29 protein-coding genes and 1 pseudogene are annotated in these 21,190 nt (G+C 51.3%); 28 read left to right on the top strand and 2 right to left on the bottom strand.

Annotation, left to right across the window (positions count from 1 at the left end; translation table 11 throughout):
- Nucleotides 1-129 precede the first annotated feature (129 nt).
- Nucleotides 130-408, bottom strand: coding sequence for a hypothetical protein (locus tag ETEE_RS03805; RefSeq protein WP_014526529.1), 279 nt, complete (start codon nt 406-408; stop codon nt 130-132).
- A gap of 198 nt (nt 409-606) precedes the next feature.
- On the opposite strand from ETEE_RS03805, the gene ETEE_RS03800 reads away from it, so the two are divergent.
- The 23 genes and pseudogenes from ETEE_RS03800 to ETEE_RS03705 form a co-directional block, all read left to right on the top strand.
- Complete coding sequence (locus ETEE_RS03800) at nt 607-978, top strand: phage holin family protein (protein ID WP_014526530.1); 372 nt, start codon at nt 607-609, stop codon at nt 976-978.
- Entirely contained in the window at nt 975-1,256 is a 282-nt protein-coding gene (locus ETEE_RS03795) for a phage holin family protein (RefSeq protein WP_034162745.1), read from the top strand. The genes ETEE_RS03800 and ETEE_RS03795 overlap by 4 nt, the downstream gene beginning before the upstream one ends.
- Nucleotides 1,253-1,798 (top strand): glycoside hydrolase family 108 protein, encoded by a 546-nt coding sequence (locus ETEE_RS03790; RefSeq protein ID WP_034166122.1) that lies wholly within the window; start codon nt 1,253-1,255, stop codon nt 1,796-1,798. Before ETEE_RS03795 ends, ETEE_RS03790 begins: the two co-directional genes overlap by 4 nt.
- A 189-nt stretch (nt 1,799-1,987) precedes the next feature.
- On the top strand, nt 1,988-2,770 hold the full coding sequence (locus ETEE_RS03785) for an antA/AntB antirepressor family protein (RefSeq protein WP_049703962.1): 783 nt from the start codon (nt 1,988-1,990) through the stop codon (nt 2,768-2,770).
- 103 nt (nt 2,771-2,873) lie between these two features.
- On the top strand, nt 2,874-3,275 hold the full coding sequence (locus ETEE_RS20780; RefSeq protein WP_038631236.1) for a hypothetical protein: 402 nt from the start codon (nt 2,874-2,876) through the stop codon (nt 3,273-3,275).
- A complete protein-coding gene (gene lysC, locus ETEE_RS21800; protein ID WP_420842366.1) occupies nt 3,166-3,414 on the top strand; it encodes an Rz1-like lysis system protein LysC in 249 nt (82 codons plus the stop codon). Before ETEE_RS20780 ends, lysC begins: the two co-directional genes overlap by 110 nt.
- A gap of 95 nt (nt 3,415-3,509) precedes the next feature.
- Nucleotides 3,510-3,821: a hypothetical protein gene (locus tag ETEE_RS21795; protein WP_227625201.1), complete on the top strand. Its 312-nt coding sequence runs from the start codon at nt 3,510-3,512 to the stop codon at nt 3,819-3,821.
- 574 nt (nt 3,822-4,395) lie between these two features.
- The gene (locus ETEE_RS22185) at nt 4,396-4,518 is read left to right on the top strand and encodes a hypothetical protein (RefSeq protein WP_265102060.1); all 123 of its coding nucleotides are present in this window, start codon (nt 4,396-4,398) and stop codon (nt 4,516-4,518) included.
- Nucleotides 4,460-4,810: an HNH endonuclease gene (locus ETEE_RS19745; RefSeq protein ID WP_034166152.1), complete on the top strand. Its 351-nt coding sequence runs from the start codon at nt 4,460-4,462 to the stop codon at nt 4,808-4,810. The genes ETEE_RS22185 and ETEE_RS19745 overlap by 59 nt, the downstream gene beginning before the upstream one ends.
- Before the next feature lie 124 nt (nt 4,811-4,934).
- Nucleotides 4,935-5,429, top strand: coding sequence for a phage terminase small subunit P27 family (locus ETEE_RS03770; RefSeq protein WP_005288507.1), 495 nt, complete (start codon nt 4,935-4,937; stop codon nt 5,427-5,429).
- Nucleotides 5,426-7,159, top strand: coding sequence for a terminase large subunit (locus ETEE_RS03765; protein WP_034166098.1), 1,734 nt, complete (start codon nt 5,426-5,428; stop codon nt 7,157-7,159). The genes ETEE_RS03770 and ETEE_RS03765 overlap by 4 nt, the downstream gene beginning before the upstream one ends.
- Nucleotides 7,160-7,306: 147 nt before the next feature.
- A complete protein-coding gene (locus tag ETEE_RS03755) occupies nt 7,307-8,533 on the top strand; it encodes a phage portal protein (protein WP_038631226.1) in 1,227 nt (408 codons plus the stop codon).
- Nucleotides 8,526-9,125, top strand: a complete 600-nt coding sequence (locus tag ETEE_RS03750; RefSeq protein WP_034166077.1) for an HK97 family phage prohead protease — start codon at nt 8,526-8,528, stop codon at nt 9,123-9,125. The genes ETEE_RS03755 and ETEE_RS03750 overlap by 8 nt, the downstream gene beginning before the upstream one ends.
- Before the next feature lie 9 nt (nt 9,126-9,134).
- Nucleotides 9,135-10,343, top strand: a complete 1,209-nt coding sequence (locus ETEE_RS03745; RefSeq protein ID WP_034166078.1) for a phage major capsid protein — start codon at nt 9,135-9,137, stop codon at nt 10,341-10,343.
- A 75-nt stretch (nt 10,344-10,418) separates the two neighbouring features.
- A complete protein-coding gene (locus tag ETEE_RS03740; RefSeq protein ID WP_034166080.1) occupies nt 10,419-10,742 on the top strand; it encodes a head-tail connector protein in 324 nt (107 codons plus the stop codon).
- Nucleotides 10,739-11,152 carry a phage head closure protein gene (locus ETEE_RS03735; RefSeq protein ID WP_034166081.1) on the top strand — a complete coding sequence of 138 codons (414 nt, stop codon included), beginning with the start codon at nt 10,739-10,741 and terminating at the stop codon, nt 11,150-11,152. Before ETEE_RS03740 ends, ETEE_RS03735 begins: the two co-directional genes overlap by 4 nt.
- A 19-nt stretch (nt 11,153-11,171) precedes the next feature.
- Complete coding sequence (locus ETEE_RS03730; protein WP_051905074.1) at nt 11,172-11,630, top strand: hypothetical protein; 459 nt, start codon at nt 11,172-11,174, stop codon at nt 11,628-11,630.
- Nucleotides 11,630-12,205 (top strand): phage tail terminator protein, encoded by a 576-nt coding sequence (locus tag ETEE_RS03725; RefSeq protein WP_034171917.1) that lies wholly within the window; start codon nt 11,630-11,632, stop codon nt 12,203-12,205. Before ETEE_RS03730 ends, ETEE_RS03725 begins: the two co-directional genes overlap by 1 nt.
- Nucleotides 12,206-12,213: 8 nt before the next feature.
- Nucleotides 12,214-12,378, top strand: coding sequence for a DUF2635 domain-containing protein (locus tag ETEE_RS19740; protein WP_005288483.1), 165 nt, complete (start codon nt 12,214-12,216; stop codon nt 12,376-12,378).
- Nucleotides 12,368-13,864, top strand: a complete 1,497-nt coding sequence (locus tag ETEE_RS03720) for a phage tail sheath subtilisin-like domain-containing protein (protein WP_034166073.1) — start codon at nt 12,368-12,370, stop codon at nt 13,862-13,864. Before ETEE_RS19740 ends, ETEE_RS03720 begins: the two co-directional genes overlap by 11 nt.
- Nucleotides 13,864-14,220 carry a phage tail tube protein gene (locus ETEE_RS03715; RefSeq protein ID WP_034166071.1) on the top strand — a complete coding sequence of 119 codons (357 nt, stop codon included), beginning with the start codon at nt 13,864-13,866 and terminating at the stop codon, nt 14,218-14,220. The genes ETEE_RS03720 and ETEE_RS03715 overlap by 1 nt, the downstream gene beginning before the upstream one ends.
- Entirely contained in the window at nt 14,220-14,507 is a 288-nt protein-coding gene (locus ETEE_RS03710; protein ID WP_034166070.1) for a phage tail assembly protein, read from the top strand. The genes ETEE_RS03715 and ETEE_RS03710 overlap by 1 nt, the downstream gene beginning before the upstream one ends.
- Nucleotides 14,508-14,627: 120 nt before the next feature.
- Nucleotides 14,628-15,530 (top strand): annotated as a pseudogene (locus ETEE_RS03705) (phage tail tape measure protein); the annotation flags it as partial.
- 147 nt (nt 15,531-15,677) lie between these two features.
- Here ETEE_RS03705 and ETEE_RS03700 read toward each other — a convergent pair.
- Entirely contained in the window at nt 15,678-16,658 is a 981-nt protein-coding gene (locus ETEE_RS03700; protein ID WP_000019440.1) for an IS5-like element ISKpn26 family transposase, read from the bottom strand.
- 53 nt (nt 16,659-16,711) lie between these two features.
- Here ETEE_RS03700 and ETEE_RS03695 point away from each other — a divergent pair, with 53 nt between their 5' ends.
- The 5 genes from ETEE_RS03695 to ETEE_RS03675 all read left to right on the top strand — a co-directional run bounded on the left by ETEE_RS03695 (nt 16,712) and on the right by ETEE_RS03675 (nt 21,189).
- Nucleotides 16,712-17,581 carry a phage tail tape measure protein gene (locus tag ETEE_RS03695; RefSeq protein ID WP_227625200.1) on the top strand — a complete coding sequence of 290 codons (870 nt, stop codon included), beginning with the start codon at nt 16,712-16,714 and terminating at the stop codon, nt 17,579-17,581.
- Nucleotides 17,582-17,686: 105 nt separating this feature from the next.
- Entirely contained in the window at nt 17,687-18,214 is a 528-nt protein-coding gene (locus ETEE_RS03690) for a hypothetical protein (protein ID WP_034166056.1), read from the top strand.
- Nucleotides 18,215-18,272: 58 nt separating this feature from the next.
- Entirely contained in the window at nt 18,273-19,577 is a 1,305-nt protein-coding gene (locus tag ETEE_RS03685; RefSeq protein WP_034166058.1) for a DNA circularization protein, read from the top strand.
- Nucleotides 19,574-20,644, top strand: coding sequence for a phage baseplate assembly protein (locus tag ETEE_RS03680; RefSeq protein WP_034166057.1), 1,071 nt, complete (start codon nt 19,574-19,576; stop codon nt 20,642-20,644). Before ETEE_RS03685 ends, ETEE_RS03680 begins: the two co-directional genes overlap by 4 nt.
- The gene (locus ETEE_RS03675; RefSeq protein WP_034166138.1) at nt 20,644-21,189 is read left to right on the top strand and encodes a phage baseplate assembly protein domain-containing protein; all 546 of its coding nucleotides are present in this window, start codon (nt 20,644-20,646) and stop codon (nt 21,187-21,189) included. Before ETEE_RS03680 ends, ETEE_RS03675 begins: the two co-directional genes overlap by 1 nt.
- Nucleotide 21,190 lies beyond the last annotated feature (1 nt).

Raw genomic sequence — 21,190 nt, 5'->3', positions numbered from 1 at the left:
ACGAATTTGATTAACCCGCCATTGAGCGGGTTTTTCGTTTTTGTCCGTAGCAGTGCTGGTATACGATTAAAACGATGCCGATGGGCGCGCATCGTGGGTTTGGTTTGTCAATAAGCGATAGGTCATCGCTCAGTCCAGAAAACTTTTTTTATCTTTAACCAGAAATCCAGAGGATGTTCCTTCTGGATAATCCATTAGCCTGTTAATGAATGTCTTTAAATCATTACCGTGATGCAATGATGTTAGTGAATTGTTGATGTCGCTCTTGAGCTCCCTTACCAGATGGCCTGATGGGTCGATACGCTCAATTGTTTTTACTATGTTGTGAAATATAAGGCTAACGGCCTGCTCTCTGACAACCATCATTATTTTTATTTGGTCTAACTCTGATTTCGTCTCGTAATCCATGCCGCCTCCCAGACCATGATTAACCAGCCATACCTTAAATATCTATTTCAAAGTATAGATTAACCATGGCTCGTCAGCGGTTGCGATAACCAATACTACTTTCCAATGAGTGGCCATTAGTGGCGCGCTCTCTGCTTGCCTGGGTGAGCAATCAACTATCGCCCAGCGTTCGCTGAGCGCGAACAAAAGGAGCTATCCATGAGTGATCCGCTAACCGGTACGGGGTCGGCTGCCGGGGCGTTGGCTGGGGTGACGTTTGTCGGGATCTTTTCCGGTGCGGACGCTGGCGTAGTCATTGCGGCGTTTGCGGGGGCCGTTGTGTTTGTCCTATCGGCTGTGGAGTTTCCCGCGTGGAAGCGCATCGCTTTTGGCTTTGTGTCGTTCCTGATGGGGGTTATTGCGGCAGGGTTTACGGCATCGATTATCGATTGGTTTCTCCCTGACCAGGTCGTAGTCGATAAGCCGATCGGCGCGTTGGTGGCGAGTGCCTGCGTTATCTGGGTGCTAATGTTCATCATCTCGAAAGCCAAGAACCCGCCGCCCCTGAATTTTAAAGGGGGTGGCAAGTGACGATCGATCTGTTTCTGCTTCACATCAATGCAGCTGTGTGCGGGGTAATCGCCATGCGGCTGCTGCTGTTTCGTCGTAATGGCTCGCAGCATAAGCGCCTGGGCGCTGCTCTGGCCTATGTACTGATTGTGGCGTCGGCATCGGTGACGTTCCGGGTGCTGATCGGCGTGTATCACGCTGTCGACATATCCGAGACGATCATCAACGTGTTCTTCATGGCGTTGGTGATGAGAGCTAAGGGGAATGTTATGCAGTTATTTCGGGGGGCTTCGCGATGACCAAAGATGAAATTTTTGATGGGCTACTCAAGCGTGAGGGCGGATACGTTAACCATCCCGCTGATCGTGGTGGCCCGACGAATTGGGGTATTACAGAGAAAACGGCGCGAGCAAACGGCTATACCGGTGATATCAGCATGCTGTCACGCGATCAGGCGCTGCGCATCTATCGCGCAGATTATTGGGAAAGCCCACGCTTTGATCTGATCGACGTCGTTTCTCAACCCGTCGCCGCGGAGCTGCTCGATACTGGCGTTAACATGGGACCATCGGTAGCGGCCAAGATGCTACAGCGTTGCCTTACCGCCCTGAACGATAGCGGGCGCCTTTATCCTGACCTGCAGGTAGATGGGGTTATCGGTAATCGCACGGCCAACGCCCTGCGGGCCTATCTCGCAAAGCGTGGACATGACGGCGAGGCGGTATTGCTCAAGGCGCTGAACTGCTGCCAGGGGGCTCGCTACATCGAGCTATCAGAGGCGCGACCAGCTAACGAGGCGTTTCTGTACGGCTGGCTGCGTGAGCGGGTCGCTCTGTCTTAACCATATCTGACGTGTATCCAAGAGCCTCGGCTATGCCGGGGCTTTTTCGTATCTGCGCCATGCCCGGCGTAAACAATCACACAGAGCCTTATAGAAACAGGCCTCGGAGAAACGCCGTTATAGGTGGCGACCTCTCTGTGGGCGACGTTTCTGGGCAACGAGGCTTGTTTCTATAAGGTAACCATCGATATGAACACATCTGTAGCATCTTCTTATACCGACGCATCAAGCAATCATCATGTCGTTAATGAGTTCGCTGACATTGTTCCTGTTGTCAGTGGCCGGATCGGTGAGCGTGAAACCAATATTGTGAGTGCCAGAGCACTGCATGGTGCTTTGGGGGTTGGCCGAGACTTCACCAACTGGGTTAAAGGGCGGGTTAGCCAATACGGCTTCGTGGTTGGAGTTGATTACATCGCTGTTGAAAATTTGAGCTCGCCAAAACGGGCGAGCGCAAAATCTCGCCAACAAATAGAGCATGATTACTTGTTGACGCTGAACACAGCCAAAGAGCTGGCAATGGTTGAGCGTAGTGAACAAGGGCGCGCCATCCGTCGTTACTTCATCCAGTGTGAAGAGGCGTTACAGCTCACCGCCCCAGAGGCCGCCGCGCGCTATCGTCGCAAGCTAAAGGCTCGCATCGGAGTGGCAAACCTGTTTAAGCCGATGTGTTCTGCGTTGGAATCGGTAAGGGCTGAGCAGGGCAAGGCGACGCAGTCTCACCACTATAGCAACGAAAGTAACATGATCTCCCGCATCGTCCTGGGAGGCCTTACTGCGAAGCAATGGGCGGGTATGAATGGGTTGGTTGGGGATCCGCGTGACTCGATGAATGCCGAGCAGTTGGAGCATCTGTCTTATCTGGAAAGCACCAATATAACCCTGCTGGATATGGGGATGGATTACCTGCAGCGAAAGGTTGAGCTAACCCGACTATCCCAGCGTTGGATGGCGCGGCGCCTGGGTTCGTGATGGCTTTTGTTTAACGCCACTACAAAAATAGCGGTGGCAGTGTTCAGGCCTTGAATGATGCGAAGAAAATCGCATCGGTCATCACTATCAAGGGTGGGATTACATGGTTGGTGAACGGTTATGGAAGCCACTGGCGCTAATCGCGGCGGTGACTTTGTCGTATTGGGGGCTATCGTCCTGGCGCTATGCCGCTGGCCATGCAGATGGAAAGGCTGAGGCTGATCGAGCGTGGCAGGCCAAATGGTCACAGCGTGATGCCGGGGAAGCTCAGGCGATTACAGACAACGTGATGCTGACGCTCAACATCATGAATCAGGCGGTGGAGGCTAATCGAAATGCAAAGCACCAGATCGCACTGGAGTCACAGAGAGCCGCGCGAGATATCGCGGTGGCTGTTGCGGGCGATGATTGCACTAGTCGGCCTGTGCCTGCTGTCGCTGCTCAGCGGCTGCGTCAATACGCGGACGGTATACGTCCCGGCGCCAGTGCTACCGATCAGCGCTGAGTTAACCGCTGATACGCCAGTACCCGTTGTACCTGATCCGCTGACCTGGGGGGGCAGCTTGGATTTGAATGTCAGCCTGCTATCAGCGTTAGGCCAGTGCAATGCGGATAAGGCAGCGATCCGGCATGTAAAGTTATAGTGTATGGATAAATAGGGAATGCCATCTTTTTGAGTATTTTTATAGTATGCATTTATTGAACTATGATTATAAATCAATAAATAAGAGGTATTATTATGATATATGATAAAGTTACAATATTGTATGCTACGTCTGATGAAAGCGAACATCTTGTTCGATATGATCTCATTGAAATGAGTGAACATTGTGTTGTTAAAGTTCTAGATGAGCACTCTAGTGGGATATCACATCAGAAAAGTATTGTTCAAATAGATGAGTTTATAGTTTCTCGCAGTGAGTTCGACGCTCGCTACCGTTCTTCTCCGGGCTTTCCCAGTGTGGTTAAGCTTAATCATTCGCCACAACCAACATTCTTGCAATTTGTTAAGGATGAAATCAAAAAACATAGAAGCTCTATGGCTTGTTAATCATTTGTTTTATGTGTTTTTGTTATATTGCCGCGATAAGCGGCATTTTTAACTGGAGTTGATTTATTTTTGCGAGAGATTGCTTTATTGACTTACTTATTGATTATTACATTTATAACCATCTGTGGTGAGTTTTCATTTGTCAATGAAAATATTTGGAGTAGAAAACTTAAGCATAAAAGAAGTAACCCAATCTTGTTTATTTTTATTCTCCTGTTGTTTTTTTTGTTGACTATTGCTTCATATTCAGCGGGGCAACATTGTGCTACTGGTGGTGGTTCAAGACCATAGGATGCATATGCCATAGCAGATGTACCAATGAAACCAATGATTGTCGATAAGAGTTGTATAAATTCTAATTGCATTGTTATTTCCAGTTGAGTCTATAAGAAGTGTGATCATGTATTTTAAATGCTTGCGAGTTTGAGTTAAAGAATTTTTACTTAATGTTTATACATTTTTTAATGGTGGGTATATGAAAAAAAATTATCGACTTCAAATAACTAATAGGCGCTGCACTTACTGTGGCTCTAGAACGCACATCGTTCAATTCTGCCAGAAGACGCACGCTGGCATGGTTCGTATTGAACAGCGTGCTGCGGTGTTGCGGCAGCAAAAAGAAATTGAGGGGAATGGGAATGCCACCAAGAACACCGAAGTCGTGCCGCGTTCGCGGGTGTGGGAATACAACCACTGATCCCGATGGATACTGCGCCGCGCACAAGGGCCAGGGATGGAAGTCATATAAGCCGGGTCAGTCGCGGCACCAGAGAGGCTATGGATCGAAGTGGGATGTCATCCGAGCCCGTGTATTAAAGCGCGACAAGGGGCTATGCAGGAATCATTTACGGCAGGGAATCGTGAAGCAGGCATCTTGTGTTGACCACATCATTGCAAAGGCGTATGGCGGAACGGATGCAGACAGCAACCTAGAGAGCCTGTGCTGGTCATGTCACGCGTCGAAGACCGCGCGTGAAAGGTTAGGGTGACTATCGTCATCGTCGTCTACAGAGGGTAGGGGGTGGGTAAATCTCTACCGCCTAAGCCCTTCCGTACTGCCCGCCTCCTTCAATTTTTATGACCGCGAAAAATGAAATTTAATCCGGAGCTTTTATGGCTGGTACTGCTGGTCGGTCTGGGCGTCGTCCGAAGCCAACGGCACGCAAGGAACTGGCCGGAAATCCGGGCAAACGGACCCTCAATAAAAACGAGCCGGTATTCACGCCCATTGCCGGTGTTGAGCCGCCCGAGTGGTTTAGTGAAGACGATCTCCCGCTCGCCACGATTATGTGGAAGCTGACGACGAAGGAGCTGTGCGGGCAGGGACTGTTATGCGTGACAGACCTTGCCGTGCTGGAGCGTTGGTGTGTGGCGTATGAGTTTTGGCGTCGTGCGGTAAGGAAAATCGCCACTCAAGGAAACACGATCCCTGGTGCCACTGGCGGAACGGTAAAAAACCCTGAATTGACGGCGAAGAAAGAACAAGAGTCGGAAATGAGCTCCACAGGCTCAATGCTCGGGCTTGATCCTAGTAGTCGTCAGCGCCTTATCGGTTTGGCCGGACAGAAGAAGGCGAGCAACCCATTTCTTAAGATGATCGAATCATGAGCCGAAAATCATATCCCAACGTCAATGCAGCAAATCAATATGCCCGCAACGTTGTAAGGGGGAAGATCCCGGCGTGTCAGTTTGTTGTCCAGGCATGTCAGCGGCATCTTGACGATCTCACCATAGAGAAAAGTAAAAAATTCCGTTATCGCTTCGATAAAGATCTGGCGGAAAAGGCGGCGAAGTTTATTCAGTTGCTCCCTCACACCAAGGGGGAGTGGGCATTTAAGCGCATGCCGATAACGTTGGAACCGTGGCAACTCTTTATCGTTTGCTGTGCGTTCGGCTGGGTCCAGAAAGGCACAAAGTTGCGTCGTTTCCGAGAGGTCTACACAGAGATCCCCCGTAAGAATGGCAAGTCGGCAATTTCTGCTGGCGTCGCGCTGTATTGCTTCACCTGTGATAACGAATTCGGCGCTGAGGTTTACTCCGGCGCAACGACAGAAAAACAGGCGTGGGAAGTCTTCCGTCCTGCGCGCTTGATGTGCAAGCGGACACCGCTACTGGTCGAGGCGTTCGGCATCGAGGTCAACGCCTCTAACCTGAATCGGCCAGAGGATGGCGCCCGCTTCGAGCCACTGATTGGTAATCCCGGTGACGGCTCATCGCCTCATTGCGCTATCGTCGATGAGTATCACGAACACCCTACTGATGCGCTTTACACAACCATGCTGACAGGTATGGGCGCGCGCCGGCAGCCGCTGATGTGGGCGATCACAACGGCGGGGTACAACATCGAGGGGCCGTGTTATGACAAGCGCCGCGAGGTGATCGAGATGCTGAATGGCTCTGTACCCAACGAAGAGCTATTCGGTGTGATTTACACCGTCGATGAGGGTGACGACTGGACAGATCCGGCTGTATTAGAGAAAGCCAACCCCAATATGGGGGTGTCGGTATACCGTGATTTCTTGCTTAGCCAACAGCAAAGGGCGGTAAACAATCCCCGTCAAGCCGGGGTATTTAAAACCAAGCACCTCAACATCTGGGTTGCTGCTCGTGCTGCTTTCTTCAATCTGGTTTCCTGGCAGAACTGCGAGGACAAGACACTCACGCTAGAACAGTTTGAGGGGCAGCCGTGCATCCTTGCATTCGACCTGGCGCGAAAGCTGGACATGAACAGCATGGCGCGCTTGTTCACTCGAGAGATTGATGGGAAGACGCATTACTACAGCGTTTCCCCACGCTTCTGGGTGCCCTATGACACGGTTTTTAGTGTCGAGAAAAATGAAGACCGACGAACCGCAGAGCGTTTTCAAAAATGGGTTGAGATGGGGGTTCTGTCTGTTACTGATGGTGCTGAGGTTGACTATCGCTACATCCTGGAAGAAGCCAAGGCTGCCAATAAGTTGAACCCGGTAAGCGAGTCACCGATTGACCCGTTCGGCGCCACCGGCCTTTCTCACGATATGGCCGATGAGGGGTTAAACCCCATCACGATTATCCAGAACTATACCAACATGTCTGATCCGATGAAGGAGCTCGAGGCCGCGATCGAGTCTGGCCGCTTTCATCATGACGGTAATCCCATCATGACGTGGTGTATCGGCAACGTCGTCGGGAAGAATATCCCAGGAAACGATGATGTCGTGAAGCCGATTAAAGAGCAGAACGAAAACAAAATCGATGGCGCGGTAGCGCTAATTATGGCGATCGGACGGGCAATGATTAAAGAGCCTAGCGATTTTCTTTCAACTCTCGATCCGGATGATGACCTCTTAATCTTATGAAATCACTCATTTCCGATGTTATCGGGCTGGTCGGTTTCGGCCTGTTCACGGCTGGCGTCTATCTCCAGCTTGGCGTCGCTCCGGCTCTTATGATCTCTGGCGGGTTGCTGCTGGCTGGGGCCCTGGCAATAGCCAGAAGGAGGGCGCGTGCTTCTTGATGCGATATTTAGAAGTGAGTCACTGGAAAACCCGGCGAATCCGCTTACTGCGGAGTCAGTGGATACGGGGGGGATACTGCTTTCAGGGGAGCGTGTTAGCCCAGAAACAGCCATGAAATTGGCGGCAGTTTACTCCTGTATTTACGTCCTATCGTCGAACCTTGCCCAGATGCCGCTTCACGTAATGCGCAAGCATGACAAAAAGGTTGAGGTGGCACGTGATCACCCTGTTTTTTACCTCATCCATGATGAGCCGAATGCCTGGCAAACCAGCTATAAGTGGCGCGAGTTAAAACAGCGTCACATTTTGGGGTGGGGGAATGGCTACACCTGGGTAAAACGGAATCGACGCGGCGAGGTCATTGGGCTGGATTGCTGTATGCCATGGCAAACAGCGTTATTGCAAACCGGTGGGCGCTATACCTATGGCCTATATAACGAGGAGGGCGCTTTTGCCATTAGCCCTGATGACATGATCCATATCCGGGCGCTGGGGAATAACCAGAAAATGGGGCTTAGCCCAATCATGCAGCATGCCGAAACAATCGGCATGGGTATGAGCGGGCAGAAGTATACGGAGAGCTTCTTTAGCGGAAACGCGCGTCCAGCTGGGATCGTATCCGTTAAAGGCCAACTGAATAATGATTCCTGGGCATGGCTTAAAGAACAGTGGAAGAAGGCATCACTGGCGTTACGCAGCCAGGAAAATAAAACCATGCTGCTGCCAGTCGATATGGATTATAAGGCACTGACTGTATCGCCGATTGACGCCCAGATCATTGATATGTCAAAGCTGAACAGATCGATGATTGCCGGAATTTTCAACGTTCCCGCTCACATGATTAACGATCTGGAGAAGGCTACGTTCTCCAATATCACTCAGCAGGCTATTCAGTTTGTTCGTTACACCATGATGCCTTGGGTGACGAATTGGGAGCAGGAGCTTAATCGCCGCTTATTCACCCGTGCAGAGCGGGCTGCCGGTTTCTATGTCCGTTTTAACCTGACTGGATTGCTGCGTGGCACGCCGCAGGAACGCGCTCAATTCTATCACTACGCCATCACCGATGGCTGGATGAGCCGCAATGAGGCGCGAGCCTTTGAGGATATGAATCCAGTCGATGGGCTGGATGAAATGCTGGTTAGCGTGAATGCGGCCAACCCGGCGAAAGACTTTACCACTGACAAAAAAAGTGAGGATAACACCGATGGATGATCGCGAGGTTCGCTGTTATAGCGGCGAGGTCAGGGCGGAGCAACACAGCGAGCAGCCGACGCGGATTATCGGGTATGGCTCGGTGTTCAATAGCCGCTCAGAGCCGTTATGGGGCTTTCGGGAGATTATTAAGCCGGGAGCGTTTGACGATGTACTGAGTGATGACGTGCGAGGCCTCTTTAACCACGATCCCAACTTTATTCTAGGCCGCAGCACCGCCGGCACACTCTCGTTGGCTGTTGATGATAATGGGCTGAGATATGACATTGAAGCGCCGGATACGCAGACGATCCGCGATCTGGTTATTGCTCCGATGATGCGCGGTGATATTAACCAATCCTCTTTTTCCTTCCGCATAGCGCGCGATGGTGAGCATTGGTACGAGGATGATGAAGGTATCGTCATCCGCGAGATCTCTCGTTTTTCTCGGCTATTTGATGTGAGCCCGGTGACCTATCCGGCTTATCAAGAGGCCGATTCTGGGGTTCGCTCCATGAAAGCCTGGCAGGAGGCGCGCGACAGCGGAGCGCTGGCGCAGGCCATCAATAAACGAATGGCGCGTGAGCGTCTGCTGACTCTTCTTAATGCGTAAGGAAAAAATATGAAATTGCATGAACTGAAACAAAAACGTAATACGATCGCGGCCGATATGCGCGCACTGCATGAAAAAATCGGTGATAACACCTGGAGCGATGAGCAGCGCACTCAATGGAACGCGGCCAAGCAAGAGCTGGATGCGTTGGATGCGCAGATTACGCGCGAAGAAGAGCTGCGTCGTATCGATCTGGATACCGTGGTAGCCAACGAGCCTGAACAGCGTGGCGGCCAAGACAATCCTGATGCCCAGCAGGCAGAGCGCCGTGCAGCCGCATTTGATCGCTATTTACGGAGCGGTTTTGGTGGCTTGTCTCAGGAAGAGCGCCAAGAGCTGCGTGCGCAGGGGGTGTCACCTGACGCGAAAGGTGGTTATACCGTTCCGAAGACGATGATGAACAAAATCGTCGACTCAATGAAAGCTTACGGCGGCATTGCCAGCGTGGCACAGATCCTGACAACGGCTGAAGGGCGCGATATCTCCTGGGCTACCTCGGACGGGACTGCCGAAGAGGGTGAGCTGCTGGGCGAAAATACTGCTGTGTCTGAGGAAGATGTCACCTTCGGCAGTGCAACGCTGGGTGCTAAGAAGCTGTCGTCAAAGATGATCCGAGTATCCAACGAGCTGCTGCAGGATAGCGGCGTTGATATTGGCGCCTATTTGGCATCCCGTATTGGCCAGCGTATTGGCCGAGGCGAGGCGAAGTATCTTGTGCAGGGTACTGGCACCGGTACGCCAGTGCAGCCGAAAGGCCTGGTTACCTCAGTGACGGGGACAGTGAGCACGGCTGTTGCTACGAAGTTTACGTGGCAGGAAATGAACGCGCTTAAGCATGCTATCGATCCTGCTTATCGCGGCGGGGGTAAATTCCGCTGGGCATTTAACGACGCTACGCTGCAGGCTATCGAAGAGATGGTCGATGGTCAAAATCGCCCGCTGTGGTTGCCTGATGTCGCGGGCGGCACCCCGGCGACAATCCTGAACGTACCCTATGTTATCGATCAGGCGATTGATGGGATTGCGGCGGGTAAAAAGTTCGTGTTCCTGGGCGATTTCGATCGCTTTATCCTGCGCCGTGTCACTTACATGACGCTGAAGCGTCTCGATGAGCGCTATGCAGAGCTTGACCAGACCGCCTTCCTGGCATTCCACCGCTTCGATTGCGTGCTGGAGGATGTCGCTGCCATCAAGGCGTTGGTAGGCAAACCGGTATAACCGGATCCGAGCACGACACTCTGCCGCGAAAGCGGTTTTTTTATGCCCGCCGTTTGGCGGGCATGGAGAACTTCTATGATTCTGTCGTTGGATCAAATCAAGCAGCAGCTAAGGTTGGAGCCCGATTATATCGATGAGGACAGCCTGTTAACTCTGTTGGGTAAGGCCGTTCAGGCGCGGACAGAAACATACCTGAATCGGAAGTTGTATCCACCTGGTACTAGCGTTCCTCCATCGGATCCGGATGGTTTGATTGTGCCCGACGATGTCATTCTTGGCATGCTTCTACTTTTGACCACGTATTACGAGAATCGCTCGTCTGTGAGCGAGGTAGAGCGGGTTGAGGTGCCGCAGTCGTATACCTGGCTCGTCAGTCCCTATCGGTATATTACGCTATGAAGCTACGACACGCGCAAACCAGCGCTGCATATATCCTCCCCGATCCCGGGGAGCTCAATCGGCGTGTTCTTATCCGTCAGCGGGTTGATTCACCGTCGTCTGATTTTGGGGTGCAACCCACTTATCCCATTAAATTTTACGCTTGGGCTAAGGTCGTGCAGACCAGCGCTACGACATATCGTGATACGGCGCAGACGGATAACGCTATTACGCACTACGTAACGATTCGCTGGCGGAAAGGGATCACGGCTGATTATGAAATAGTCCACGGCGATAACGTTTTTAGAGTCAAGCGCGCTAGGGATTTGAATGGCAAGCAGCGGTTCTTGCTAATCGAATGCACCGATCTTGGTGAGATTGCCGCCGCATCATCGGGAGGGGGAGGAAGTGGATCAATTTTTACACGTTGAATTCCAGCAGCCCTCAGATATGCGCTTTAACCGCGCCAGAGTGCGCCGCGCATTCATCAAGATTGGCCAGGTGCATATGCGTGATGCCCGCCGCTTGGTAATGCGAAGAGAGCGCTCTGCTGCGGGAGAAAACCCCGGGTATAGGACGGGGCGTCTGGCACGCTCAATCGGTTACATGGTTCCCCGAGCCAGTAAAAACCGCCCCGGTTTTATGGTTCGCATTGCACCTAACCAGCGTAATGGTAATGGCAACAGGATGATCACCGATGATTTTTATCCGGCCTTCCTGTTCTATGGCGTTCGCGGCGGAGCGAGGCGGCAGCGTGGACACCATCGCGGCGCGTCTGGCGGCAGTGGATGGCGTATTGCTCCGCGCAATAACTTCATGGTTGAAACCCTGCAAAAAAATAGCAGCTGGACTCGCTACTACCTTAAGCGCGAGTTGCGCAGCTCGCTCAAGCCGGAGAAAAAACGCTGATGAAACTCACGCCAATTATCGCCACGCTTCGCGCGAAATGTCCGATTTTTGAGAATCGTGTTGCGGGGGCGGCGCAATTTAAAGATCTCCCCGAGGCAGGGAAGTTAAGGCTGCCGGCGGCGTATGTTGTTCCGGGGGATGACGCGCCGGGAGAGCAAAAAAGCCAGACAGACTATTGGCAGGATCTCAAAGAGGGGTTTTCTGTCATTGTCATGCTGAGCAATGGGCGCGATGAGCGTGGCCAGTTCGCTTCCTACGATGTGGTGCATGATGTACGGCATATGCTGTTTAAGGCGCTGCTGGGATGGAATCCGGATGAGCGGGGCAATCCGATCGCCTATGAGGGTGGCGCGCTGCTTGATTTAAACCGCCATGAGCTTATCTACCAGTTCGATTTTTCTGTTGATATTGAACTGACTGATGACGATACCCGCCAGGTTGACGAACTGAGTGCGCTGGATGACCTAAAAACGCTGGCAATCGATGTTGATTTTATCGATCCCGGTGATGGCCCAGACCGCACCATCGAGCACCACACAGAAATTTCATTCCCACCGGCATCGCCGACACCCTGAGAGGCACCATGTTTGTGATCCCTGTAAAGGGGCGGTCAGTTCCTGATCCCGCCCGAGGCGACCTTTTGCCGTCAGAAGGCCGCAACGTAGAAGAGAATAACTACTGGCTCCGCCGTGAGGCCGCCGGTGATATCAAGCGCTCTGAGAATAAGGTGAAACCCAATGACGATTAGTATGAACACGATCCCCAGCAATGCGCTGGTGCCGCTGTTTTATGCTGAAATGGACAACTCTGCGGCTAATACAGCCCAAGATAGCGGGGCATCGCTCTTGCTGGGTTATGTGAACGCGGGGGCGGCCATTACGCCTAATAGCCTGGTGCTGATGCCATCGGCCGATTACGCCCGTCAGATTTGTGGACCCGGTAGCCAGTTGGCTCGGATGGTGCAGGCGTACCGAAAAACCGATCCGTTTGGTGAGCTGTATGTCATTGCGGTGCCTGAACCTACGGGAACGCCAGCGACAGTGACGCTGACAGTAACCGGCGCGGCTACGGAGACGGGCACGATTTCTTTGTATATCGGTAATTCCCGCGTACAAGCGGCGGTGACCAATGGCGATGATGTTGCTACGGTCGCCAGTAGTATCAAGGACGCGGTCACTGCCGATGTGACTCTGCCGTTTACGGCAACCTCTGCAGCGGGTGTCGTTACGCTGACCGCTCGCCATAAAGGCCTATGCGGCAATGAAATCCCCGTTACGGTGAACTACTACGGGTTTGGTAGTGGTGAGCTGTTACCGGCAGGGGTTCAAATTGCTATTGCTGCTGGTACTAAAGGATCTGGCGCACCGGTTCTGACTGGAGCGATTGCTGCGATGGCTGATGAGCCGTTTGATTATATCGGTCACCCGTTCAACGATACGGCCTCACTCACCATGCTGGCTACGGAAATGAACGATACCAGCGGGCGTTGGAGCTATGCACGTCAGCTGTATGGCCATGTCTATACAGCGAAAATCGGAACGCTATCCGATCTGGTGTCTGCCGGTGATCAGCTAAACCAACAGCACATTACGCTTGCCGGTTATGAAAGTGACATGCAGGCCCCTGCGGATGAATTAGCGGCCAGCCGCACCGCACGCGACGCCGTTTTCATTCGTAATGATCCGGCAAGGCCGACGCAGACAGGGGAGCTGATCGGCATGCTCCCGGCGCCGAAGGGTAAGCGCTTTACGATGACGGAGCAGCAGTCCCTGTTGTCTCACGGTGTGGCGACAGCCTACGTCGAAGGCGGCGTGTTACGCATTCAGCGTGATGTAACGACCTACAAGAAAAATGCTTACGGCGTGAAAGATAACAGCTATCTCGATAGTGAGACGCTGCATACCAGCGCCTATGTCCTGCGCCGCTTAAAATCGGTCATCACCAGCAAATATGGGCGCCATAAGGTCGCCAATGATGGCGCCCGCTTTGGTCCCGGTCAGGCGATCGTCACGCCCGCTGTTATTAAGGGGGAGCTGCTGACGATTTATCGCCAACTTGAGCGCGCTGGGATCGTAGAAAACTACGACTTGTTCAAAAAATATCTGATTGTTGAGCGTGATGCTAACGATCCCAACCGCATTAACACCTTGTTCCCGCCGGACTACGTTAACCAGCTGCGTGTTTTCGCTGTGGTTAACCAGTTCCGCACTCAGTATGCAGAGGAGACAGCATAATGGCCCGTATTGGCGGCACCTGTTATTTCAAGGTTGATGGGCAGCAACTTTCGCTGACCGGAGGCATTGAGGTTCCGATGAACACGAACGTCAAGGACGACGTTACTGGGATGGATGGCAGCAATGACTATAAGGAAACGCATCGCGCGCCATATATCAAAGCCACTCTGAAAGTGCCGAAAGGATTTCCAGTAAGCAAAATTACTACGTCTGATGATATGACCATCACTGCCGAGCTGGCTAATGGTCAGGTCTATGTGCTTTCGTCTGCCTGGTTGCATGGCGAGGCAAACCACAACGCCGAAGAAGGTACGGCGGATCTTGAATTCCACGGTGAAGAAGGGGGGTATCAATAATGAAAGAAATTAAACTTAGTAAATCAATTCGGGCTCATGGAGAGGATATCCATGTATTGGAGATGCGTGAGCCGACAGGAAAGGATGTTCGTGAACTAGGTTTCCCGTATATGACGAGCAGTGATGCTGGCGTGAAAATGGACTCTGGTGTTATTGCCAAATATATTTCACGCCTAGCCGGAATTCCGCCGAGCTCAGTTGATGAAATGCAGCCCGCAGATCTGAACACGATCAGTTGGGATATTTTGGGTTTTTTCCTCGGGACATCAGCGCAGGACAACTCCTAAATTATTATTTTGATTGCGCGAAATACTGGAACGTCAATCCTATAGAAATGCTCAACGAACCGTTTTCAGTACTTGGCTTACTTGCTGAGCAGGCTAACCGCATCAACCGGGAAAACACAAATGGCTGAGTTCGAACTGAAAGCCCTGATTACCGGGGTTGATAAGCTTTCTCCTGCGCTATCCTCTATGCAGAAGAAAATTAAAGGTTTTCGCAAGGGAATCAAATCAAGCGGCCTGGCTGACTTTTCTATGGGAGACTTGATCGGTGGCGGTGCTTTTGCCGCTCCGTTCATTTCCGGCGCTAAAGCTGCGATAGACTTTGAGTCGCAGATGGCTGATGTCCGTAAGGTCGTTGATTTTGACACGCCAAAGCAGTTTTCTGAGATGGGTGAGGACATTTTAAAAATGTCCGATCGCTTACCTATGGCGGCCAATGATATTGCGAAACTCGTGGCCGCTGGCGGGCAGGCTGGCATTGCAAGGAAAGACCTGAAGCAATTTGCAGAGGATGCCCTGAAAATGGGGGTTGCCTTTGACCAGTCGGCTGATCAGTCTGGTGAGATGATGGCTAAGTGGCGAACCTCCTTCAAAATGACTCAGGGGGAGGTGGTTGCTCTTGCTGATAAGATCAACTATCTATCGAACAATGGCGCAGCCAACGCTAAGCAGATTTCTGATATCGTTACCCGTATCGGTCCTCTTGGTGAGGTTGCTGGTATTGCGTCTGGTCAGATTGCAGCTCTTGGCGCAACGCTTGCTGGCGTAGGTGTTGAGCAGGAGGTTGCCGCCACCGGCATTAAAAACTTCATGTTGGCAATTACTGCTGGGTCAAAGCAGCAACAGGAGGCATTCAAGCACCTTGGTTTTGATCCCAAAAAGCTTGCTGTGGGTATGCAAAAGGATGCTCAGGGAACGATACTTAAAGTTCTCACAAGTATCTCAAAGTTAGATAAGGCCAGGCAGCCAAAAGCGCTGAATGCGCTATTTGGTAAAGAGTCAATTGGAGCCATTGCCCCACTGCTAAGGAAGGTGCGAATAAGCGGGGAAATTCTTCTCGGCTGACTCAGTCATTTCATTTCTTCATGTTTGAGCCGATTTTTTCTCCCGTAAATGCCTTGAATCAGCCTATTTAGACCGTTTCTTCGCCATTTAAGGCGTTATCCCCAGTTTTTAGTGAGATCTCTCCCACTGACGTATCATTTGGTCCACCCGAAACAGGTTGGCCAGGGTGAATAACATCGCCAGTTGGTTATCGTTTTTCAGCAGCCCCTTGTATCTGGCTTTCACGAAGCCGAACTGCCGCTTGATGATGCGAAACGGGTGCTCTACCTTGGCACGGATGCTGGCTTTCATGTATTCGATGTTGATGGCCGTTTTGTTCTTGCGCGGATGCTGCTTCAAGGTTTTTACCTTGCCGGGACGCTCGGCGATCAGCCAGTCCACATCCACCTCGGCCAGCTCCTCGCGCTGTGGCGCTCCTTGGTAGCCGGCATCGGCTGAGACAAATTGCTCCTCTCCATGAAGCAGATTACCCAGCTGATTGAGGTCATGCTCGTTGGCCGCGGTGGTGACTAGGCTGTGGGTCAGGCCACTCTTGGCATCGACACCAATGTGGGCCTTCATGCCAAAGTGCCACTGATTGCCTTTCTTGGTCTGATGCATCTCCGGATCGCGTTGCTGCTCTTTGTTCTTGGTAGAGCTGGGTGCCTCAATGATGGTGGCATCCACCAAAGTGCCTTGGGTCATCATGACGCCTGCTTCGGCCAGCCAGCGATTGATGGTCTTGAACAATTGACGGGCCAGTTGATGCTGCTCGAGCAGGTGGCGGAAATTCATGATGGTGGTGCGATCCGGCAGGGCGCTATCCAGGGATAATCGGGCAAACAGGCGCATGGAGGCGATTTCGTACAGGGCATCTTCCATGGCACCGTCGCTCAGGTTGTACCAATGCTGCATGCAGTGAATACGCAGCATGGTCTCCAGCGGATAGGGCCGTCGGCCATTGCCCGCCTTGGGATAAAACGGCTCGATGACAGCGGTCATATTCTGCCATGGCAGAATCTGCTCCATGCGGGAGAGGAAAATCTCTTTTCGGGTCTGACGGCGCTTAGTGCTGAATTCACTATCGGCGAAGGTGAGTTGATGGCTCATGATGTCCCTCTGGGATGCGCTCCGGATGAATATGATGATCTCATATCAGGAACTTGTTCGCACCTTCCCTAACTAACCTCGAACTTTTGAAGAAAAACTTCAACATGGTTGGTGATGCATCGCAATATACTGGCTCAATGCAAAAAGAATATGAAGCCAGAGCTGCGACGACGGCAAACCAATTGCAACTGTTGAGAAATCAAGCGGCTCACGCTGGAGTTGCTATTGGTAGCGCGCTTCTTCCTCAGATTAATGCTAGTGCTGCTGGAATGATGCCTCTCATTGCTAAATCAACAGAGTTCATTTCCCGTAACCCTGAAGTTGTACGAGCTTTGGTTAGTGCAGCAGCTGGATTTGCAGCCCTAAAATTAGCAACGCTAGGGGCTAGTATGGCAATGAACATAATGTCATCCGCTGCAAGTGCTTCACCGATCGGAATAGTTGTGCGCGGTATTGCGCTCGCGGCAGGTTTGTTAATAGCTAATTGGGACACAGTCGGCCCATACTTCAAAGCGCTATGGGAAACTGTTAGTCCTTATTTTGAGGCAGGCTGGGAGTTGCTTAAGACCGTGTTTGCCTGGTCACCACTGGGGTTAGTGATTAATAATTGGGGGCCAATTGTCCAATGGTTTCAGGACATGTGGGAAAAGTTGCGTCCGATCATCAGTTGGTTTACTGATGATGCTACCTCTGCTGCAACCTCGATGAAGTCATCATCATGGGGTGGAGGTAGTAGTGTTAGTGGCTATGGATACAACCAGTACCAGATCAATCAAGCTCAACAGAAGAAGCCAGAGGGTGAGATTACTGTGAAGTTTGAGGATGCCCCACCGGGGATGCGAGTTGTAGACAATCGTGCTACAGGAATCGGCGTTAATCATGATGTTGGTTATACACGGATTAGCCCTGTCGGATTGAGATGAAGTCAGCATGACATTTGCTATTATTGTTATAATCAGGTAGAGGATAGATCATCTATCTGTTGTTAATGATGTTTATCTGTTAAATTATTTACTTAGGGTAATATAATGAAGGGATATATTGTTGCAAGTGTCATTGTTGGTGCGTCCATCGTTTTTTCATCACTTTTGGTGTCTGGGGATATATCGTTTAAAAACGAGCATGTTATCAGCTTATCGGATGGGTATGTAAAGCTTGGTAATATATACAAAGAGAATAAATTGCTAGATGTTACTTTAAAGATTGGTGACAATGATACTCAGGAGATAATTTCTAACGGAAATCCAAGTCAGTTTAAAGATGATTTGATTAAGAAGCTTACCTCTATCGCCGATGATGTTAATAAAATGAAAGGTAAGTCTGAGGATAAGTTGTCGGCAGAAAATTTAAGCATTAAGAGTGATGCGACAGTTGAGTTTGTCTCTTCAGTGAGGTATATGTCTGAAAACATCCCTGTATTCAACCTGATTCTAGAAAGGAAAACAGTGAAGATAGAAAAGGGAGCGAATCTTCTTTCCTCTATGGAGTCAGCTGGAAATGAATTTATAAAATCGCAAAAAAATAATTACGAGAAAGCTCTTTACCTTTCTAAGTAAACATTAACTCCTAATGCAAACCACCTTTTTAGGTGGTTTTTTTATATTGGAGATCTATATGACGTGGAAAGATAGATTACATGACGCGTCATTTCGAGGCGTCACGTTCAAGGTAGAGGATGAGGAAGCGCCAGTAGGGCGCCGTACGGAAACGCATGAATATCCAAATAGGGATAAGCCCTACTCGGAGGACCTTGGAAAGGTAACGCTGAGGCCAATACTTACTGCGTATGTGGTAGGGGATGATTGCTTTGAGCAGCGCGATCGGCTGATCGAAGCATTGAACAAGCCAGGGCCTGGCACGCTGGTTCATCCCGCCTATGGCGAGATGTCTGTATGTGTGGATGGTGAAATTAGAGTGCGAACATCTGCCAAAGAAGGGCGGATGGTTCGGTTTGATTTGCGCTTTGTTGAGGCCGGCGAACTGTCATACCCAACGGCAGGAGCGGCAACAGCACAGACTCTGACATCGTCATGCTCCGCACTAGATAATTGTATCGGTCGTGGTTTTGAGAAGTTTGGCATGGATGGCATGCCTGATTTTGTACAAAACGGCGTGCTGGATAATGCGAGATCTGCCATGGCCTTTGTCAGTGACAAGATGTCGATGGTCGATTCAGCGATTTCTGCCGCAGCCAGGCTAATGCAAGGCGATATCTCTGTCCTGTTGCCACCGCCATCATCAGGGAAAGGCTTTGTTGATGGCCTGCAATCAATGTGGCGAGCCGGTAATCGACTATCGGGTAACGCCTCTGATCTATACACCATGATCAAATCATTATCCGGCATCAGTCTTGGTTCTGATCTGGCTCCGCGCGGAGTGTGGAAAACGGATGGCGTGACAACGCAAAATCGCACTGAGCAAACGAACTACATCACCAGTGCTATCAGAACTACCGCTATCAGTGAAGCAGCTGCCGCTGTAGCTAATCTGCCATCACCGCCGAAGTCTGTCGGGAGCGAAGATACAACGGGATGGCCATCGGTATCGCATCCTGCATTGAATACGGCACCGCGACAGCCAGTATCAGCAACCGCTACTGACTTAGTGACGTGGGATGATCTCGTTGATATCCGTGAAACGATGAATGCTGCCATCGATAAGGAGATGGCGCGGGCATCGGATGACGATATCTTCCTGGCGCTACGGCGTGTAAAGACTGATTTGAATGCGGATATCAAAGATCGCCTTGAACAGACACAGCGAACCGTTGTTAGAACGCCCGCAGAGGTTACGCCTGCGATCGTTCTAGCAGCCACCTGGTATGACAATGCTGAGCGAGAGCGGGAAATTATCCAGCGCAACGCAGTGGTGCATCCTGGGTTTGTTCCTCCTGTAGCTCTTAAGGTGCCAGTACGATGAATGACAACGTTACCTTGCGCGTGAATGGGCGGGAGTGGGGTGGATGGACGTCTGTGCGCATTGGTGCTGGCATAGAGCGTCTGGCGCGCGATTTTAACGTAGAGATCACCCGACAATGGCCAGGTGATGACGGTAAAGCCACCTTGCAACCCAGAGTGAAGAATGGTGATCGAGTTGAGGTTCTGATCGGTGATGACCTTGTGATCACCGGTTGGGTCGAGGCGACCCCAGTCCGTTACGACGGGCGATCAATCAGTACGGGGATATCTGGGCGTAGCCTAACCGCCGATCTCATCGACTGCACTGCAGAGCCTACGCAGTTTAATGGCCGATCTCTGGTGCAGGTTGCCTCGGCCTTAGCCAAGCCTTTCGGGATCAGCGTCGTTAATGCTGGCGCTCCTTCTGGCTCCATTCCCAGCGTACAGCCAGATCATGGTGAAACCGTCATCGAGGTATTGAACAAGATACTCGGCCAACAGCAAGCGCTGGCTTACGACGACCCGAGAGGGCGCTTAGTGATTGGCGGTGTCGGTGCCTCCCGAGCGGTAACGGCGTTGGTATTGGGTGAAAATATCCTGTCATGTGATACTGAAAAGAGCATTCGTGAGCGGTTTTCCGTGTACCAGGTCGCCGGACAGCGGGCAGGGAATGATGATGATTTTGGTGTTGCCACCACGACCGCATTGCGTGCCAGAACAAGCGATGCCTCGATCACGCGTTATCGCCCTATGTACGTTCAGCAAACAGGGCAGTCAACCGGCGCTACGTGTATTGCTAGGGCTGAGTTTGAAGCGCGGCAAAGAGCGGCGCGTACCGATGAAACCACGTACACCGTTTATGGCTGGCGCCAAGGGGATGGGAGCCTATGGCAGCCTAACCAGCGGGTCATCGTTTATGACCCGATCTGCGGTTTTAACAACGTAGAACTCCTTATCTCAGAAGTTCACTTCACCAAAGATGCCAGCGGAACGTTGGCAGAGCTGCGTGTCGGTCCACCTGATGCTTATCTCCCTGAGCCGAAGACGCAGCGAAAGCGCACGCGCAAAGTGGAAGAGGAGCCATTCTAATGGGGATGATGGATGCCTTAAATCGTAAGGTACTTAATCTGATAGGTCGGGCAGTTATTCAGAGTATTAGCTCTGCATCGAAATGTCAGACTGTCGACGTGTCGCTGATAGGTGGTGATGAAAAGACTGGTGTGGAGCATCTTGAACCCTATGGGTTCACTGCCATGGCTAAGCCGGGTTCTGAATCTGTTGTTTTGTTCCCAGATGGCGATCGCTCTCATGCTGTGGCTATCGTTGTTGCCGATCGCCGCTATCGCCTCTCCGGCTTGAATGAGGGGGAGGTCGCGTTATTTGATGATCTCGGACAGTCAGTCGTTTTGACTCGCTCAGGGATTGTCGTGAATGGGGCGGGGAAGCCAATCATTTTTAAGAATGCGTCGAAGGCCCGCTTCGAAATGGATATTGAGGCAACTGGAGACATTAAGGATAAATGTGATAGTAACGCCTTTACTATGTCCATGATGCGAATCTCTTATAACGGGCATGCTCATATTGAAAATGGGCAGGGAAATAAAACGAATAAACCTGATAAAGCAATGGAGTAAA

Origin of the sequence: Edwardsiella anguillarum ET080813 (assembly GCF_000264765.2) — a bacterium.
Lineage (GTDB): Bacteria > Pseudomonadota > Gammaproteobacteria > Enterobacterales > Enterobacteriaceae > Edwardsiella > Edwardsiella anguillarum.
The sequence above is the reverse complement of the archived record's forward strand: the minus strand, read 5'-3'. Positions and strand labels throughout refer to the sequence as shown.